Origin of the sequence: Solitalea longa (genome assembly GCF_002920915.1) — a bacterium.
GTDB classification, from domain to species: Bacteria; Bacteroidota; Bacteroidia; order Sphingobacteriales; family Sphingobacteriaceae; genus Solitalea; species Solitalea longa.
The window spans coordinates 119,462-134,695 of sequence record NZ_PQVF01000002.1; the positions used below are offsets into that span (position 1 = coordinate 119,462).

Below are 15,234 nucleotides of genomic sequence, written 5' to 3' on the forward strand. Positions count from 1 at the left end.
ACAGAGCGATATGCAATTCCGGGAACAACAAGCTATTTATTTACAAATTGTAGATTATGCTTGCGAACAAATATTGCGTGGCATCTGGCTGCCTGAACAGCGTATCCCATCTGTACGCGAATTGGCTATTACGCTGGAAGTGAATCCCAATACCATTATGCGTGCGTATGAAATATTGCAGGATGAAACTATTTGCAGTAATAAACGTGGTGTTGGTTTTTTTACGAGTTTAGATACATATGAAAAAGTACAGCTTTACAAACGCAAACAGTTTATTGAAAATGACTTGCCTCCTTTATTTAAAAACATGCATCTGTTAGGTATATCAATTAGAGAATTGGAGGAGCGTTACCAAAATTATACCGCTAACCTAAACGTAAATTAATGAAGACTTCAAATAAAATATTATTAATTGTTTGTGCCATCTTAATTGGGCTAATACCGATTTCGGCACAGTTATTAAAAACACAGCTACCATCACGTGCTATTAACATGATAAATGACCCTTTCGATGGGGAAATAAATGTGGTTGTAATTGAAAAACTAAATTATTCCCATTTAGAAATTAAACCTGGCAAAAATGCAATTGAAATGCCTGATTTTTTAAAGGATTCAATTCTTATAAAAACACGCAAAGATACCTTGTACATTAAAGATGAGAGACATTCGCCTAATAATACCGGATATTTTCTTCATTTGAACCTAGTTAATTGTCCTAATGTCATAGTTAATAAAGTAAACAGTGGGGCGGGCACTATTGAAATTAGAAATTTCAATAGCGCTAAAAGAATGTTAGACTTTACACTTCAAAGCGGACAACTGGTCTTAGACTCTTTTACTGCGGATTCAATTGATTTCGATATTAAAAATGGATCGATAATATTAAGAAGGAATACAAAATTCGATTACATGAATTTGAAAGCTACCGAATCTGAATTAACTCTTGATTCAGAAGAAATAAAAACAATAAATGGCAAAGTAGATTCAACTGTCAGCGTCAGTGGCCTAATGAAAAATATAAGGTTGTTGCTAAACAGTACAAAGTAAATAAAAAAAAGAGGGAAGCTCTTCCCTCTTTTTTCTATTGATTCCAATAAAATTACAACTCAAAAGAAAATCCCATTTTCTTTAAATTATTATAGCGGGTTTTATTAAATTTATAAAGTTTTGCGGCCCGATGCGATACATTCTTTTGCTTTTCGTCAAGCTCAATTAAAAGTCCAAAACTTAAAATTTTCTTTCTAAAATTTCGTTTATCAATAGGCTTCTCTAAAATCACTTCATACAATTGCTGTAACTGGCTTAAAGTAAATTTTTCGGGAAGCAACTCAAAACCTATAGGCTGATACCTTATTTTATTTTGAAGGCGCTTATAGGCTTTTTCCAAGATCAGTTGGTGGTCGAATGCCAAAGGTGGCAAATCAGCAACCGCACACCACTGCGCTTTTTTAGCATAAGTACTTAACGGATTGAGTGTGTGCTTTTTCACTTTGATCAGTGAAAAATAAGCTACTGTAATTACTCTCCCCTGGGGATGTCGGTTAACATCTCCAAAAGTGTAGAGTTGTTCCATGTATACATCATTCAAACTGGTCAACTCAGTTAATACGCGATTAGCCGCCTGATCAATATTTTCATTGTCGTAAACAAGGTTACCGGGTAATGCTAAATAATCTTTAAAAGGTTCTTCAGCACGTTCAATCAGCAGGATTCTGAGCTCCCCCTTGTCAAAACCGAACACTACACAGTCAACTGAAAAGTCGGAATGTAGTTTAGGCAGGTCATTAATTTCCATCAAAAAAATAGGATATTGTATAAATTACACTAAGTTTACAAAATAAAACCACAATATTATTATTTTTGCACGAGAGACAAAATACAGAATGAAATATTAAAAGTACTCAATGTTTCTCGATAAATTTTGTAATTTTATCGCTTTATGGGGAAAAAAATTGAAAGAATTGCAGTATTAACATCCGGAGGCGATGCTCCCGGAATGAATGCCTGTATAAGATCAGTTGTACGAACAGGTATTTACCATGGCGCCAAAATGTTTGGCGTAATGCAAGGTTATCAGGGCCTGATCAACAACGAGATCATGCCTCTAAACTCAAAATCAGTGAGTAACATCGTACAACGAGGGGGAACCATCCTGAAAACTGCCCGTTGTTTAGAATTCAAAACTCCCGAAGGTCGAAAAACAGCCTATGACAATTTAGTTAAGCACGAAATTGATGCATTGGTAGTAATTGGCGGAGATGGTAGCTTTACCGGAGCCGAAATATTATCCCGAGAATATGATATAAAGGTGATTGGTGTACCTGGGACAATTGACAACGACCTGTTTGGAACTGACTTTACTATTGGTTTTGATACGGCTAATAATACCGTTATCGAAGCCATTGACAAAATAAGAGATACAGCAGCCTCACATGATCGTTTATTCTTTGTTGAGGTGATGGGCCGCGATGCAGGTTATATTGCATTATGGTCGGCAATTGGCGGAGGAGCCGAAGCGGTATTAATTCCAGAAAAAGAAACCTCAGTTGATGATCTTGTTGATAAATTAATGGTGGATTTAGGAAACCATAAGACCTCAAGTATTGTTGTTGTAGCTGAAGGAGAACACGGAGGAGGTGCAATTGCTATTGCTGAAAAGGTAAAAGAACGCTTTAACTACGACACTAAAGTAAGCATTTTGGGCCATTTTCAACGCGGAGGAAGTCCAACCAGCTTCGACCGTGTACTTGCCAGTCGTTTAGGTCAGGCGGCAGTAGAAGCCTTATTAAAGGGCCATAACCGTAAAATGGCAGGAATGATCAGCAACCATGTTGCCCTTACCAGTATTGATTTAGCCATTAAGAATAAAACCGAAATGGATGATTCATTAATTGAACTGGTTAACATCCTGGCTATTTAAGCAGCAAAAAACGCAAGCAAATTTCACAAACTATTATAAAATTAGATTAACATGAAAATTGGAATTAACGGATTCGGCCGTATCGGAAGGTTAGCTTTCCGCGCTGCCATTAACAGACCAGGTGTTGAAGTTGTAGGTATCAATGACTTAATTGAAGTTGACTACATGGCATATATGTTAAAATATGATTCAACTCATGGCCGTTTTGATGGAACTGTTGAGGTTAAAGACGGAAACTTAGTGGTAAACGGAAAAACTATCCGTGTAACTGCTGAGAAAGATCCGGCAAACCTTAAATGGAATGAAATAGGCGCTGAATACATCATCGAATCAACCGGTTTATTCCTAACGCAAGAAACTGCAGCTAAACACATCCAGGCCGGTGCTAAAAAAGTAGTTATGTCGGCTCCAGCAAAAGACGATACCCCTACTTTCGTAATGGGTGTTAACCACAAAAGTTTAACTGCTGATCAGAATATCGTATCAAACGCTTCTTGTACCACCAATTGTTTAGCTCCTGTTGCAAAGGTATTAAACGATAAATTTGGCATTGTTGAAGGTTTGATGACAACTGTTCACGCTGCTACCGCTACTCAAAAAACCGTTGACGGTCCTTCAGCTAAAGACTGGAGAGGCGGACGTGGTGCTTACCAAAATATTATCCCTTCTTCAACAGGTGCAGCTAAAGCTGTAGGTTTAGTAATTCCTGCTGTTAAAGGTAAATTAACAGGTATGGCATTCCGCGTTCCTACTGCCGACGTTTCTGTAGTTGATTTAACTGTTCGCTTAGAAAAAGCAGCTTCTTATGAGGATATCAAAAAAGCGATGAAAGATGCTTCTGAAGGTGAATTAAAAGGAATTTTAGGTTATACTGAAGATGAAGTAGTATCAACCGATTTCACCGGAGATGCTCGTACTTCTATCTTCGATGCTAAAGCAGGTATCGCTTTATCTGATAACTTCGTAAAAGTGGTTTCATGGTACGATAATGAGTGGGGTTACTCAAACAAAATCGTTGACTTAATTGAATATATCGCTACTGTAAAGTAATCCGATAAGAAATTATAATACAAAAAACGCCTTGCAGGAACCTGCAAGGCGTTTTTCATTACCCTCTCTTTAAAAGCATAGCTTTGATTAGACTATATATTTCTAGAAAACAGTTTGGTATTTTATCGAAATATTCACTTGCTCAGTGGAAATAATTTCCGCAGGTTCAAAAGCAAGATTTTTCTCTACTGTTGTTATAACTCCATTTACAGGGTAACCACATCTGTTATAGTTTAAAACATAACTCGAATCAAAAACATGATTATTATTTAACCAATACCGTTGTGACAAAAAATTGTTTCTGTTATTAAAAATTGGGAAATCCAGATTTGGACCTCTTCTGAAAACCTGAGAAAAAACCCAATCAATGTATTTTACATTTCTGAAAATGCCATTCTTGTTGTCGTAGTTATCAAATTGATAGGATTGCCAATCCACAGGAAATACCTCATCAAGTCCCTGAAGGTTTTTAGAGGTAACATTCCAAAAATCTAAATAAATTTTATCTTCTGTATCATAGGCAGAGCCATATGGAGGTTCATACTGATCAATAGTACCATTGGGATTGAATGTAATTTTTACTTCACCCACTAAGGTTCCATTGCCACTATACAGTTCGGTTTTAGAATAAGCAAGCCCGTTATAGTAATATTTATAAAAATGATGCAATACTCCACTGCCATCTTCAATGTTCACTCGAGTAAGTTTTAAAAATTTGTTATACTGAAATTGGATAATCCGGTTAACCACTCCTGAAGTGCTTATCGTTATTTTCTTGGGTAGATTCGTTTTTTTAACATATAAAAATTTATGCATCCGATCTCCGAATGTTATTTCTGTTGGAAGCAATAAGCATTGTGGATTTAAATTTAAATCCAAGGCTTCCACTTCTTTTTGCTTTTCAGGATTTACACTTTGATCTTCCTGTAAAGTTTGAGTTTTTTCACAACCAGTTATTGCAAAGAATAACATTAGTGCAGCGATTAATTTAGATTTCATAGTAAACAAATTAGGTTTAGTAGAAGAATTAAAATTCGTTTATTAAGGTATAATTAGAGCTGGGCAATGAACAATCAGACAGAAAAATTCCAGCATTAAAATTTAAAATAAACACCTGTATATAAGCATGTTAAACAAAAACATTGCAGTTTATCTCAAGTCGATTTTATTTTCTAATCTAATCAGGGTAAACTTTTATATTCAACCGAAAGGGCATCGACAGCGATAAGATGTGGTATATCATCAGGTATAAGAGTAATATAGGTTGAGATATAAACTGTTCCGATCGATGGATAGCCACATTTATTGTAGCCAAATCTGTATGTTGTTTCATAAATTTCAGTATCGTTAGGCCAGTATTTAACAAACCTGAAATTATTTTGATTGTTGAAAAGAAAAGTGGAGGAATTGAAATAATAATCCTTGTTTATACTGGTAAATGCCCAATCCATGTATAACACATTTTTAAAGATCCCATTCTTGCCATCATAGTTGTTAAACTCGAACCCCTGCCCTTCTATTATTATCGATTCAATTAACATGTGCAAGTTTCTGCCAGGATGATAGCCAAGTAGTGTATAATTAGTTTCTTCATAAGAATCCTCTAATGCATCAAATTTGTTGATGGTACCATCCGGATTAAATGTGATAATGAGCTTATTAATCAAGGCATTTTGTGCATTATAAATCGCAGTATTTGCTAACTGGCCGGTTCTGCTTGAATATTTAAATAAATAGTAATGACTAATAACGTCCTGACCATCTTTAACTGTAATCTTATTTAACCTGTAATTAGCCAAATATTCAAAGAATATTTTCTTAGTGGTATCAATGCCTTCCATAAATTTAATTGAAGCTATCCGTGCTGAAGTATCATTAGCATAAGTAAAAAAGTATCGCTTGTTTCCAATAATAAGTTTAGTCGGAACCAATCGACAACTTGTGATTGTTGTTGCAGCTTCTGCACTTTTAGCCTTACTTTCATTTGATGGTGGTTCATCTAAGACCTGGTCTTTTTTGCAGCTGACAATTGCGACAAACAACACCAATACTATTACAAATTTTGCTTTCATAATGATTAGATACAATTTGGTTAGTTCAACAATTGACTATCAATCAACACATTGTTAATCAAGGTGATATAAAAGTATTAAATAATAAAGGTCTAATTATGAGTAGAAATACGGCAAATAGAATAAACCGTTTAAAGTCATTCAAAAAAAACACCCGGTAAATTGCCGGGTGTTTCCGATAAAAAGAACCTATAGTGATTTATATTTTACTGATATATTCCTTATTTCAGCAGGAGGATCATTTTCTGGGTAAGTAGTATTATGAAATTGAACTGAAGCTACTCCACTTACAGGATATCCGCAATTGTCATATGTAAAGGAATAACTTGATTCGTACATAATGTTATCATTGAACCAAAAATCTTGTGACAAAACATTATTTTGGTTATTAAAGATGAAAAAAGGACCATCAACAGCACGTTCATTAATGTTATTACATAACCAGTCTATATATTTTACATGTTTAAAAATACCACTCTTCGTATCATAACTTTCGAAAAAATAGGCCTGATTATCCATATAAGGATCAGTTACCTCCCACATTTGCTCTAGATTAAAATTATTTGCAGCCTTATAAGTAAATCTTAAGTAATCATCCGAATCATATTGCCCACAATCAGCTGGAGGATCATACTTGTTAATTGTACCATTGGCGTTATAGGTTGTTAATAGGTTACCAATTAAAGTCCCATTACCTTTATATAATTCTGTTTTTGACAACGCTGGAATAACTGTTGAATAGGTGAATTTATAATAATGGGATAAAACTCCGGCGCCATCTGTTACATTTATACGGATTGGTTTAAGTGATCTGTTATATTGAAGTGATATAACTCTTTTAATAGTCCCGGCTTTGCTAATGGTCACTTTAGTCAGAGTGCTAGAGCCGGTTGCATACTCAAAAGCAAAAGTTGCATCTCCATATTTCAACTCGGTGGGTATTTGAGTACAAACTATAGGGAGCGCTTCAACGCTTTTTTGATTGGCAGCTTTTGTTGGTTCAACATCCAGTTCACCGGTAAGGGTTTGGCTTTTTTGGCAGCTTGTTACTGTAAAAAATAAAATTACTGTAGCGATTAATTTAGATTTCATAATGATTAGATAATTAATTTGTTGAGTTAGAATGTTAATGCCTGTTTTTTAAAGGCGAGGTAAAAGTAGAAAAAGGGAAAAGGGAGCATCAGCGTATAAATACCTAATTAACTATGTATTAACTACTTATAATTAACTACTAATGAAAATCCAGAAACGAAAGAGACAATCGGAGGCGCCTAGCTAATAAGAAGGGAACAGAAGATAAAAAAGCGTAAAGGTCGGCTATATAATACGTGTTTTAACTGCATAAAAAAGGCGATTCTTATAGAATCGCCTTGTACGTGTATACAACGATTTTTTATAGTTTAGGATACCCTGGAGAGTTCTTCACCTCTTCAATTTGCTTTGTATGACGTGCACTATGGGCGGTTAACAAAACGAGAAATTGATACGCATCCAGCATTCCTAAAGGACTTTGCCCAATATGTCCGTGCAAATCGTCCTTAGTCTTTTTAATATAATCGATAGTTTTCTGACGTTCACCTTCAAATGCTTTAACTGCATCAGCCGGTGTGGCGAAAACATCTTTGGGAACTAACATTTCAGGAGCTTTTGCTTTATGACTGCGATCTTCGATCATAGCAGAAATATCTTCCGTTTTAATGGTAACCTTTTTAGCCGGATCAACCGGTTTACTCATTATTGAATCGAGCGCATAACCTCTAATCATTGCTTCGGCTTTGATGATATGCTCAGCGCATTCGGCTATCGACCAACGGCTCGAATCTGCTTTATAATGCCATTGGGCATCAGACAAGCCTTTAATAGAATTCAGAAAGTTAGTTTTGGTTTTCTGAAGATAGTTAAGTACATATTCACGCTCATCTTTGCTGATCTGCTGAGCAAAGAGAACCCTTGGCAATAATGATACAAACAGTACCAGAGCCAAAAAAACGGGTTGTTTTGGGGTCTTAAATTTCATAGCGAGAGCGATTTAGGAAATCAAGTTAATGAAATTTAGTTAGAAATAATCTACCACCGATCTAACAATCCTGTTAGAGAACAATCAAAAAACTCGTGCATGAACCTTGCTATAAACCCATAAAAAAGTGGCTGCCTTTGTTTTGACAGCCACTTTGTTTATTCACGGAGTCTTTTATTTAACTCATTATAGTTTAGGATATCCTTTAGAGGATTTTATCTCCATAATTTGCGCGGTATGACGTGAACTATGGGCTGCTAATAAAACAACCCACTGATAAGCATCCAGGTACCCAAAGACAGGATGTTGCATCAAATGAGTATTCACCTCATTGTTGGCTAACTTCATAAAATCTATAGTTTTCTGGCGATCTGTTTCAAACTCAGCCATTAGATCTTCCTCGTTTTTCCATCGGTGAGTAGGTTTAAGCATCTCAGGTGCCTTTGCCTTAACCGACCGGTTCTGAACCATTTTAACCAGATCCTCGGTTTTATATTTCATTTCAGCTCGCATCGCTGAATTTGCCGGATCAGCCATGAGCTTATTCACTAAACTCAGCAGTGTTTTTTCGGAAATTGCAATATGTTCGGAACACTCAGCAATTGACCAATGCAGTGAATCTGTCTTATAGTTCCATTGCTCCGGCGTTAGATCTTCAATTTGAAAAAGAAATTTCTCTTTGGTTGTTTGAAGTAGTTGAAGAGCGTAGTCCTTTTCCTGTTTGCTCAATTCTTGTGCTAAGGAAAAAACAGGCATTGCAAAGGCAATACACATCAATGCCAGGGTTTTTCGGATGGCTAGTTTTGCTTTCATTTCCACATAAGTTGTTTGTGTCAATTAAAGAAAAATCTTTGGTTCAAACAAAGAAAAGGATCGATTTGGCGGTCAATCTTTTTCTCTAAGAACTGCAAAGCAAAACCCCGATTTATGGATTCACCGGGGTTTTCTTTTTGATATCTTATTATTGACAAACATGTAAATCATCACTTACATTCACTTGGCTTAAGTTCCACTTTGCTATTAAAATTCAACGATTTGTGATCTTTAAACATCAGCCTGCCATCTTTCTCAACTGTTTCTCCGTAACCTTCCACAAAGTCATCTCCTTTTTTAAGAAACGCCACTTCCCGCACTGACTCAATTCCTTCCGATTGAAAAATATAATCCAACAATAATGTATCACCTTTTAACATACCTTGCACATTGCCCTTATTACTATCTTTTTCGTAGAAATTATAATTCAACGTTCCAAGAATCAGGCTGTCATCCGACATTTTAAACCGTAATAAAACACTGTCTTTATCCTTAATAAATGAATAACAATATTCATTTGATTTGGGTGAATCAGAAGTGCTTACTGAATCCGTTTGAACCGTTGTTTTATTTGTTTTAGAGTTACAGGCTATTATAAAAACAAACGCCATTACCGAGAGAGCTGTGTTTCTTTTCATTCTTTAATAGGTATTTATAATGTATTGTTGATTTTTCGCGAAGTCGACAGGATTATTAATCCAATTGCTCTTTCAGAAAATAAAAGAAATAGAGCCAAATCAGGCCCTTAACCAAGAAGAACAAAAAGCCAAGAATTCCAATCTTCTTAAAATATGTTTTGATCTTTGAATTCATAAATAGCCGAACTAACCTTAATAAGTACGCAAAAAATAAATTTTTATTTTACTGATCAGCCTTCTCCCCTCCTTTAGGTCCATAAAAAAACACCCAGGTCGAAAAGTCTTCTGTAAAGTTCATAAATCTGTGTTCAACGCCAGCCGGAACAAATAAAAATTCACCCGCTGTAAAAGGAAAGACTTCCCCGTTCATATAAAAATCACCACTTCCTGCGATCACTACGTAAATTTCATCACGATCATGTGGCTGCTGATGATCAACCTTTTCGGGTTTGTAAACCTCCACCGATAAAGTACCATGCTTAAATATTTCTGTAAATAATTGCTTGCTGTCTTTTAATGTTTGTAAAGCTTTTTCTGTAGATAGATTCATATTAAATGTGTTATAAGTTTTCCTTCTTTATACCCAAATCATATGCTATTAGCATGTATTGTTTAAGTTCATCATTTATGTCATCAGCAGAAAATATCCGGCAATGATGATTGAATGTGTTCGAACCGGGAATTTGTCCCATTTTATGAAAGCATAAATTATCTTCATACAGTTGATTCAGATGAAAAACCACATCAATATAATTTTTACCTAAATTAATGATGGAACAAAACCTGATTTTGGCGGCAAAGCCAATTTTCGATTTCGCCGGATGTAATACAAAATCACCGATCTTGCGATACTCGTCAACAAATCGATTAAATACTTGAGTGGTAATTTCTGATTTCCCCTCGAGGAAACTTTCCAGTGTTCGATCATTGCATGAATGATTTTGGTTTTGGTGAAGAAACTTCTGCTGGCAAAGCGGGCAAATCCACATAGCTTAATATCTAATTAAATCAAAGGGAGCCCATAGGCTCCCTTATACTTTTTCGGTTTAAAGCTTTTGCTTAGCTAGGAGAATTTTTATCAAAACCAACCATCCAGTTAATGCCAAATTTATCGGTAAACATACCGAAATAAGATCCCCAAAAAGTATCCCCCATCGGCATTGCAACTGTACCTTCTGCAGATAATCCCTTAAACAAACGATCTGCGCTTTCCTTGCTATCAGCACTTATTGAGATAGTGATATTATTACCTACTGTTACTGGAGGACCAAAACCTTGACATGTATCGCTTCCCATTAACACTGAACCGCCACCAATGGGCAAAGAAATGTGCATTAATAAATCGTCTGATCCGGCTGGCATTGGAGGCATTCCTTCTTGTGGAGGCATATCTTTAAACCGTCCGACAAAGGCAAAATCGCCACCAAAAACCGACTTGTAGAAATTAAAAGCTTCTTCACACTTACCTTCAAAAGTAAGATAGGGATTGATTGTAGTTGCCATTTTAAATTAGTTTTAAAGGTTAATAGACAGATAGGTATTAATTTTTGAAGGATGGAAGTTACAGAAATATACAATTCTACGTATACCCAAAACGTAACTTATAGCTTACAGTTTGTTTAGATCTTCTGATAATCAAGCTAAAAATTAAGAAACAAAAAAGCCCGATTAATCGGGCTAAATTATTTTTCTTTTTTGCGGCCAACCTCGCCATCAATGACAAGCAATTTTGTTGGTAACCATTCAAAGTCTTTTTTGCTTTCCAGACAGTTTATCATTTGCATTAGCTGCTGAATGATTGTAAAGGTTACGAAGCAAAAGTAGACGCATTAGGGTAGCTAGGCAATACTCATTTATGAGTATTTTTATATTCAGATTGACTATTGAAAAAACATTATAAAATCCACTTTTCCTGTTCCTCTTTAGTCAGAAAAGTCCAGGCTACAAACCGACTAACCTTATTACCCTGGCTCATTTCCACAGTTTTAAACTCTTGTACATCAGCACGTTTAAGCAATGTATAAATTCCGTTTAGGTTAACGCTTTTTGAAACCAAGGTAGTAAACCATAAGCATTGCTTCGAAAAAGCTGTGCTTTCATTGATCATCTTTCTTATAAATTCAAACTCTCCTCCTTCGCACCAAAGTTCATTATGCTGACCTCCAAAATTAAGTACAGGCTTATGACCTTGTTTTTTACCAAGGTTAGTTAATTTCCGGTTGGTGCCTGAAGCAGCCTCTGCAGCCGATGAATGAAAAGGTGGGTTGCAAAGTGTTAAATGAAAACGATCTTCAGTCTTTATTAATCCTTTAAATATCTGATTAGAATGTTTCTGTAAACGAAGTTCAATTTTAGATTGAAGGGTTGGATTTGCCTTAATTATTTTTTCAGCCGATTGAACTGATCGAATGTCAATATCAGAGCCAACAAAGTTCCATCCATATTCTGTGGTTCCTATGATGGGATAAATGCAATTAGCCCCCGTTCCAATATCTAAAACCTTTGCAGTTTGACCTTGTGGCTCCACACCATTATTGGCTTCAGCTAATAAATCGGCCAGGTAATGAATATAATCAGCACGGCCCGGAATAGGCGGACATAGGTAACCTGCAGGAATGTCCCAATAATCAATTTGATAAAAATTCTTCAGCAATGATTTATTCAGCATTTTTACTGCTGCTGCATTGGCAAAATCAATTGACTCAATACCAAACTTGTTTTCTGAGACAAAAGCTGAAAGTTCAGGGCAAGCACTGATCAGTTCAGGGAAATTATACCGCCCTCTGTGCTTATTGCGTGGATGTAAGTTTGTCTTTTCAACCGAATCTTTTTTCAACTGCATGCCCTAATTATTTAAAAGGCAAATTTCGTTGAAAGATCGTTCATTATAAAGATTAATTGCTTGCTGGTTGATGATCATAGCTAATAACCCTTGAAATTCTCCAAACGCCATCTTTAAACATCCACAAATGAGTGAATTTGGCTATTCCTACACGTTTTTCAGTACCGTCTTTATATACCTCGTAGAAATAATGCTCTCCGTTTTGAACTGCCCCATAATTTCCCATTGGATAAACTTTCATAGTTCCGGGAACTAAAACCCTCTTCAGTCCAACTTCTCGGTTGGGATCACAAAAGTTCTTTTTCAAGTTAGCGATGAATGCAGCTTTAGAAATGGTTATGCCTCCTTTATCATGGTAAAACTCCATATCATCTGTAAAAAACTTCTCTGTAATCTCAGGCTGACAGGTATAAGCCGTTGCAAATAAGCTACTGTCCAACGCAAACAGGACTTTATACAATTGCTTTTCATCTGAAGGATAAGCAGTGGAAGTTTGTCCCTTGGAAGTCCATGCAAATAAAACAAAGAGTATTAAAATTCTAGTTTTCATTTTGGTGATGCTTTTTTTGATTTACCATTTCCATTTTTAGGCTCAGTGAATTCCGTCTTTTCCGCATTTACTCCATTAGACTTAACCGACTTCTCTTTTTGTGTTGTCGTCTTCGTATTTTCAGCTGATATATCTTGAGCTTTCCCCGAATTTTCTGATGGCGTTGCTGTTTCCTTCTTTTCCTCTTTTACGCCATTTGACTTAGCCGGTTTTTCCTTCGAAGCACCTGTTTCTGTTTTTTCAATGTGTTCTCTAAACGAAGGATGATCCTTTAGCTTCCAAATAGTAACACCTAATGGAGGCAGGCTAATTGAAATAGACTGTGCTTTGCCGTGTTGCGGTTGCATTTCAGCTTCTAGCGGATAAGGATTCACCACTCCACTACCCCAGTAATCATGTTTATCGGTATTAAATATCTCCGTCCACACGCCATTGTGAGGTAGACCGATCCTGTAATTATGACGGGCCACCGGTGTTAGGTTGGCCGCTATTACTACATATTCCTGCCAGTTATGGCCTTTGCGGCAATATAGAAATACAGAATTCTCTGCATCCGATTGATCAAGCCATTCAAAGCCATAACCTGAAAAATTATTTTCAAACAGGGCTGGCTCATTGCGGTAAAGTTGATTCAGGTCCTTCACTAAATCTTCCATGCCTTTGTGAGGTTCAAATTGGGTTAGATGCCAATCGAGCGAATGGTCGTGGTTCCATTCGGCAGTTTGAGCAAACTCGCACCCTTGGAACAACAATTTTGTTCCGGGATGAGTAAACATAAAGCCGAATAGCGCTCTTAAATTGGCAAAACGCTGCCACTCGTCTCCAGGCATTTTACTCACTAATGAACCTTTACCATGTACCACCTCATCATGCGAAAGCGGCAGCATAAAATTCTCGGTAAATGCATAAACTGTACTAAAAGTAAGGTCTTGCTGATGATGCTTACGATAAACAGGTTCTTTCGAAAAATATCGTAGCGTATCATTCATCCAGCCCATCATCCATTTCATACCAAAACCTAAACCACCTTGCCATGTAGGATGTGAAACACCCGGCCATGAGGTTGATTCTTCAGCTATCATCTGTATATCGCCATAATTTCCGTAAGCCACTTCGTTAAGTTCTTTCATAAACGAAACCGCATCCAGATTTTCCCGGCCACCATATTGATTAGGCACCCATTCACCCTCTTTACGTGAATAATCGAGGTACAGCATTGAAGCCACGGCATCAACACGTAAACCATCTGCATGATAACGATCGAGCCAGAAAATTGCATTGCTAATTAAAAATGAACGAACCTCATTTCTTCCGTAGTTAAAAATATAGCTGTTCCAGTCGGGGTGAAAGCCCTGACGAGGATCAGAATGCTCATACAAATGCGAACCATCAAAATTGTATAAACCATGTGCATCTCCTGGAAAATGCGAAGGAACCCAATCAAGGTAAATTCCAATTCCGGCATTGTGCAGACTTTCAACCAAAAACATAAAATCTTGGGGTGTACCGAAACGAGCTGTTGGCGCAAAATAGCCGGTAACCTGATAACCCCATGATCCCGAGAATGGATGCTCCATAATCGGCATAAACTCCACATGGGTAAAGCCCATATGGGTTACATATTCAACCAGTTGATGGGCCAGCTCCTGATAAGAAAGAAAACGATCGGGGTTGGAAGGATCGCGGCGCCAAGAAGCCAAATGAACTTCATACACTGAAATCGGCTTATCCAAGGCATTTTTCTGATTCCTTCTATTCATCCATTCCTGGTCATTCCATTCGTACCAGGTATCCCACACTATTGAAGCTGTACGAGGAGGCTCTTCCCAAAATAAAGCATAGGGATCACCTCTTTCAAAGTAGCCATTTTCGTGTGTTCTGATAAAATATTTATATGCTTCGCCTTTACCAATATTCGGAATGAAACCTTCCCAGATCCCTGACGAGTCCCATCGGGCATTTAAAATATGTGCATCACTATTCCATCCATTAAAATTACCAATAACCGAAACCCCAGTGGCATTAGGCGCCCAAACGGCAAAATAAGTCCCGGTTACACCATCGTGTTCTACCACATGTGAACCAAGTTTTTCATATAATCTAAAATGTTTACCGGCTTTAAATAGACTGATATCGAAATCGGAGAATCGACTATAAGATTGTACGGAAGAAGTCATAGAGTTTGATGGATGTTATATCGCGTTAATAAGCCTAAATATCGGAAAAAGAAGGATAGAAACGTTAGGTTTTTTAAGCGAAGGTAAAATTGAACCACAGAGGTCATAGAGTGACACTGCGTATTTGGATAAACTAAGTGTTTTAGCGTGAAACC

Annotated in this window: 17 protein-coding genes; 4 read left to right on the forward strand and 13 right to left on the reverse strand. The window is 36.7% G+C overall.

Annotated elements, in window-relative coordinates; translation table 11 throughout:
- The first annotated feature begins 10 nt into the window (after positions 1-10).
- Positions 11-385 carry a GntR family transcriptional regulator gene (locus C3K47_RS03085; protein ID WP_103787632.1) on the forward strand — a complete coding sequence of 125 codons (375 nt, stop codon included), beginning with the start codon at positions 11-13 and terminating at the stop codon, positions 383-385.
- Complete coding sequence (locus tag C3K47_RS03090) at positions 385-1,047, forward strand: hypothetical protein (protein WP_103787633.1); 663 nt, start codon at positions 385-387, stop codon at positions 1,045-1,047. The genes C3K47_RS03085 and C3K47_RS03090 overlap by 1 nt, the downstream gene beginning before the upstream one ends.
- A 52-nt stretch (positions 1,048-1,099) precedes the next feature.
- Here the strand turns inward: C3K47_RS03090 and C3K47_RS03095 are convergent, their stop codons facing one another.
- On the reverse strand, positions 1,100-1,795 hold the full coding sequence (locus C3K47_RS03095; protein WP_103787634.1) for an NUDIX hydrolase: 696 nt from the start codon (positions 1,793-1,795) through the stop codon (positions 1,100-1,102).
- 144 nt (positions 1,796-1,939) lie between these two features.
- On the opposite strand from C3K47_RS03095, the gene pfkA reads away from it, so the two are divergent.
- Together pfkA and gap are read left to right on the forward strand one after the other, a co-directional pair.
- Positions 1,940-2,920: a 6-phosphofructokinase gene (pfkA, locus tag C3K47_RS03100; RefSeq protein WP_103787635.1), complete on the forward strand. Its 981-nt coding sequence runs from the start codon at positions 1,940-1,942 to the stop codon at positions 2,918-2,920.
- A 51-nt stretch (positions 2,921-2,971) separates the two neighbouring features.
- Positions 2,972-3,970 (forward strand): type I glyceraldehyde-3-phosphate dehydrogenase, encoded by a 999-nt coding sequence (gene gap, locus C3K47_RS03105; RefSeq protein ID WP_103787636.1) that lies wholly within the window; start codon positions 2,972-2,974, stop codon positions 3,968-3,970.
- 102 nt (positions 3,971-4,072) lie between these two features.
- Here the strand turns inward: gap and C3K47_RS03110 are convergent, their stop codons facing one another.
- The 12 genes from C3K47_RS03110 to glgB form a co-directional block, all read right to left on the reverse strand.
- Positions 4,073-4,969, reverse strand: coding sequence for a hypothetical protein (locus C3K47_RS03110; protein ID WP_103787638.1), 897 nt, complete (start codon positions 4,967-4,969; stop codon positions 4,073-4,075).
- Between the two features lie 182 nt (positions 4,970-5,151).
- Entirely contained in the window at positions 5,152-6,042 is an 891-nt protein-coding gene (locus C3K47_RS03115) for a hypothetical protein (RefSeq protein WP_103787639.1), read from the reverse strand.
- A gap of 189 nt (positions 6,043-6,231) precedes the next feature.
- Entirely contained in the window at positions 6,232-7,134 is a 903-nt protein-coding gene (locus C3K47_RS03120; protein WP_103787640.1) for a hypothetical protein, read from the reverse strand.
- A 301-nt stretch (positions 7,135-7,435) separates the two neighbouring features.
- Positions 7,436-8,059, reverse strand: a complete 624-nt coding sequence (locus tag C3K47_RS03125; RefSeq protein WP_103787641.1) for a DinB family protein — start codon at positions 8,057-8,059, stop codon at positions 7,436-7,438.
- Between the two features lie 186 nt (positions 8,060-8,245).
- The gene (locus tag C3K47_RS03130) at positions 8,246-8,872 is read right to left on the reverse strand and encodes a DinB family protein (protein ID WP_103787642.1); all 627 of its coding nucleotides are present in this window, start codon (positions 8,870-8,872) and stop codon (positions 8,246-8,248) included.
- Between the two features lie 170 nt (positions 8,873-9,042).
- On the reverse strand, positions 9,043-9,510 hold the full coding sequence (locus C3K47_RS03135) for a hypothetical protein (RefSeq protein ID WP_103787643.1): 468 nt from the start codon (positions 9,508-9,510) through the stop codon (positions 9,043-9,045).
- A 223-nt stretch (positions 9,511-9,733) separates the two neighbouring features.
- Entirely contained in the window at positions 9,734-10,060 is a 327-nt protein-coding gene (locus C3K47_RS03140; protein WP_103787644.1) for a cupin domain-containing protein, read from the reverse strand.
- A 10-nt stretch (positions 10,061-10,070) separates the two neighbouring features.
- The gene (locus C3K47_RS03145; RefSeq protein WP_103787645.1) at positions 10,071-10,499 is read right to left on the reverse strand and encodes a DUF5655 domain-containing protein; all 429 of its coding nucleotides are present in this window, start codon (positions 10,497-10,499) and stop codon (positions 10,071-10,073) included.
- A gap of 70 nt (positions 10,500-10,569) precedes the next feature.
- Entirely contained in the window at positions 10,570-11,013 is a 444-nt protein-coding gene (locus C3K47_RS03150) for a VOC family protein (RefSeq protein WP_103787646.1), read from the reverse strand.
- Between the two features lie 391 nt (positions 11,014-11,404).
- The gene (rlmF, locus tag C3K47_RS03155; protein WP_103787648.1) at positions 11,405-12,352 is read right to left on the reverse strand and encodes a 23S rRNA (adenine(1618)-N(6))-methyltransferase RlmF; all 948 of its coding nucleotides are present in this window, start codon (positions 12,350-12,352) and stop codon (positions 11,405-11,407) included.
- Positions 12,353-12,404: 52 nt separating this feature from the next.
- Complete coding sequence (locus tag C3K47_RS03160) at positions 12,405-12,902, reverse strand: nuclear transport factor 2 family protein (RefSeq protein ID WP_103787650.1); 498 nt, start codon at positions 12,900-12,902, stop codon at positions 12,405-12,407.
- Entirely contained in the window at positions 12,899-15,079 is a 2,181-nt protein-coding gene (gene glgB / locus C3K47_RS03165; protein ID WP_243392487.1) for a 1,4-alpha-glucan branching protein GlgB, read from the reverse strand. The genes C3K47_RS03160 and glgB overlap by 4 nt, the downstream gene beginning before the upstream one ends.
- Positions 15,080-15,234: the final 155 nt, after the last annotated feature.

Excerpts from the sequence above, each read along its gene's own strand:
- C3K47_RS03160 (WP_103787650.1), bottom strand. The coding sequence starts at position 12,902 with ATGAAAACTAGAATTTTAATACTCTTTGTTTTATTTGCATGGACTTCC.
- gap (WP_103787636.1), top strand. The coding sequence starts at position 2,972 with ATGAAAATTGGAATTAACGGATTCGGCCGTATCGGAAGGTTAGCTTTC.
- C3K47_RS03090 (WP_103787633.1), top strand. The coding sequence starts at position 385 with ATGAAGACTTCAAATAAAATATTATTAATTGTTTGTGCCATCTTAATT.
- C3K47_RS03135 (WP_103787643.1), bottom strand. The coding sequence starts at position 9,510 with ATGAAAAGAAACACAGCTCTCTCGGTAATGGCGTTTGTTTTTATAATA.
- C3K47_RS03085 (WP_103787632.1), top strand. The coding sequence starts at position 11 with ATGCAATTCCGGGAACAACAAGCTATTTATTTACAAATTGTAGATTAT.
- C3K47_RS03125 (WP_103787641.1), bottom strand. The coding sequence starts at position 8,059 with ATGAAATTTAAGACCCCAAAACAACCCGTTTTTTTGGCTCTGGTACTG.
- glgB (WP_243392487.1), bottom strand. The coding sequence starts at position 15,079 with ATGACTTCTTCCGTACAATCTTATAGTCGATTCTCCGATTTCGATATC.
- C3K47_RS03110 (WP_103787638.1), bottom strand. The coding sequence starts at position 4,969 with ATGAAATCTAAATTAATCGCTGCACTAATGTTATTCTTTGCAATAACT.
- C3K47_RS03120 (WP_103787640.1), bottom strand. The coding sequence starts at position 7,134 with ATGAAATCTAAATTAATCGCTACAGTAATTTTATTTTTTACAGTAACA.
- C3K47_RS03115 (WP_103787639.1), bottom strand. The coding sequence starts at position 6,042 with ATGAAAGCAAAATTTGTAATAGTATTGGTGTTGTTTGTCGCAATTGTC.
- pfkA (WP_103787635.1), top strand. The coding sequence starts at position 1,940 with ATGGGGAAAAAAATTGAAAGAATTGCAGTATTAACATCCGGAGGCGAT.
- C3K47_RS03095 (WP_103787634.1), bottom strand. The coding sequence starts at position 1,795 with ATGGAAATTAATGACCTGCCTAAACTACATTCCGACTTTTCAGTTGAC.
- C3K47_RS03145 (WP_103787645.1), bottom strand. The coding sequence starts at position 10,499 with ATGTGGATTTGCCCGCTTTGCCAGCAGAAGTTTCTTCACCAAAACCAA.
- rlmF (WP_103787648.1), bottom strand. The coding sequence starts at position 12,352 with ATGCAGTTGAAAAAAGATTCGGTTGAAAAGACAAACTTACATCCACGC.
- C3K47_RS03130 (WP_103787642.1), bottom strand. The coding sequence starts at position 8,872 with ATGAAAGCAAAACTAGCCATCCGAAAAACCCTGGCATTGATGTGTATT.
- C3K47_RS03150 (WP_103787646.1), bottom strand. The coding sequence starts at position 11,013 with ATGGCAACTACAATCAATCCCTATCTTACTTTTGAAGGTAAGTGTGAA.
- C3K47_RS03140 (WP_103787644.1), bottom strand. The coding sequence starts at position 10,060 with ATGAATCTATCTACAGAAAAAGCTTTACAAACATTAAAAGACAGCAAG.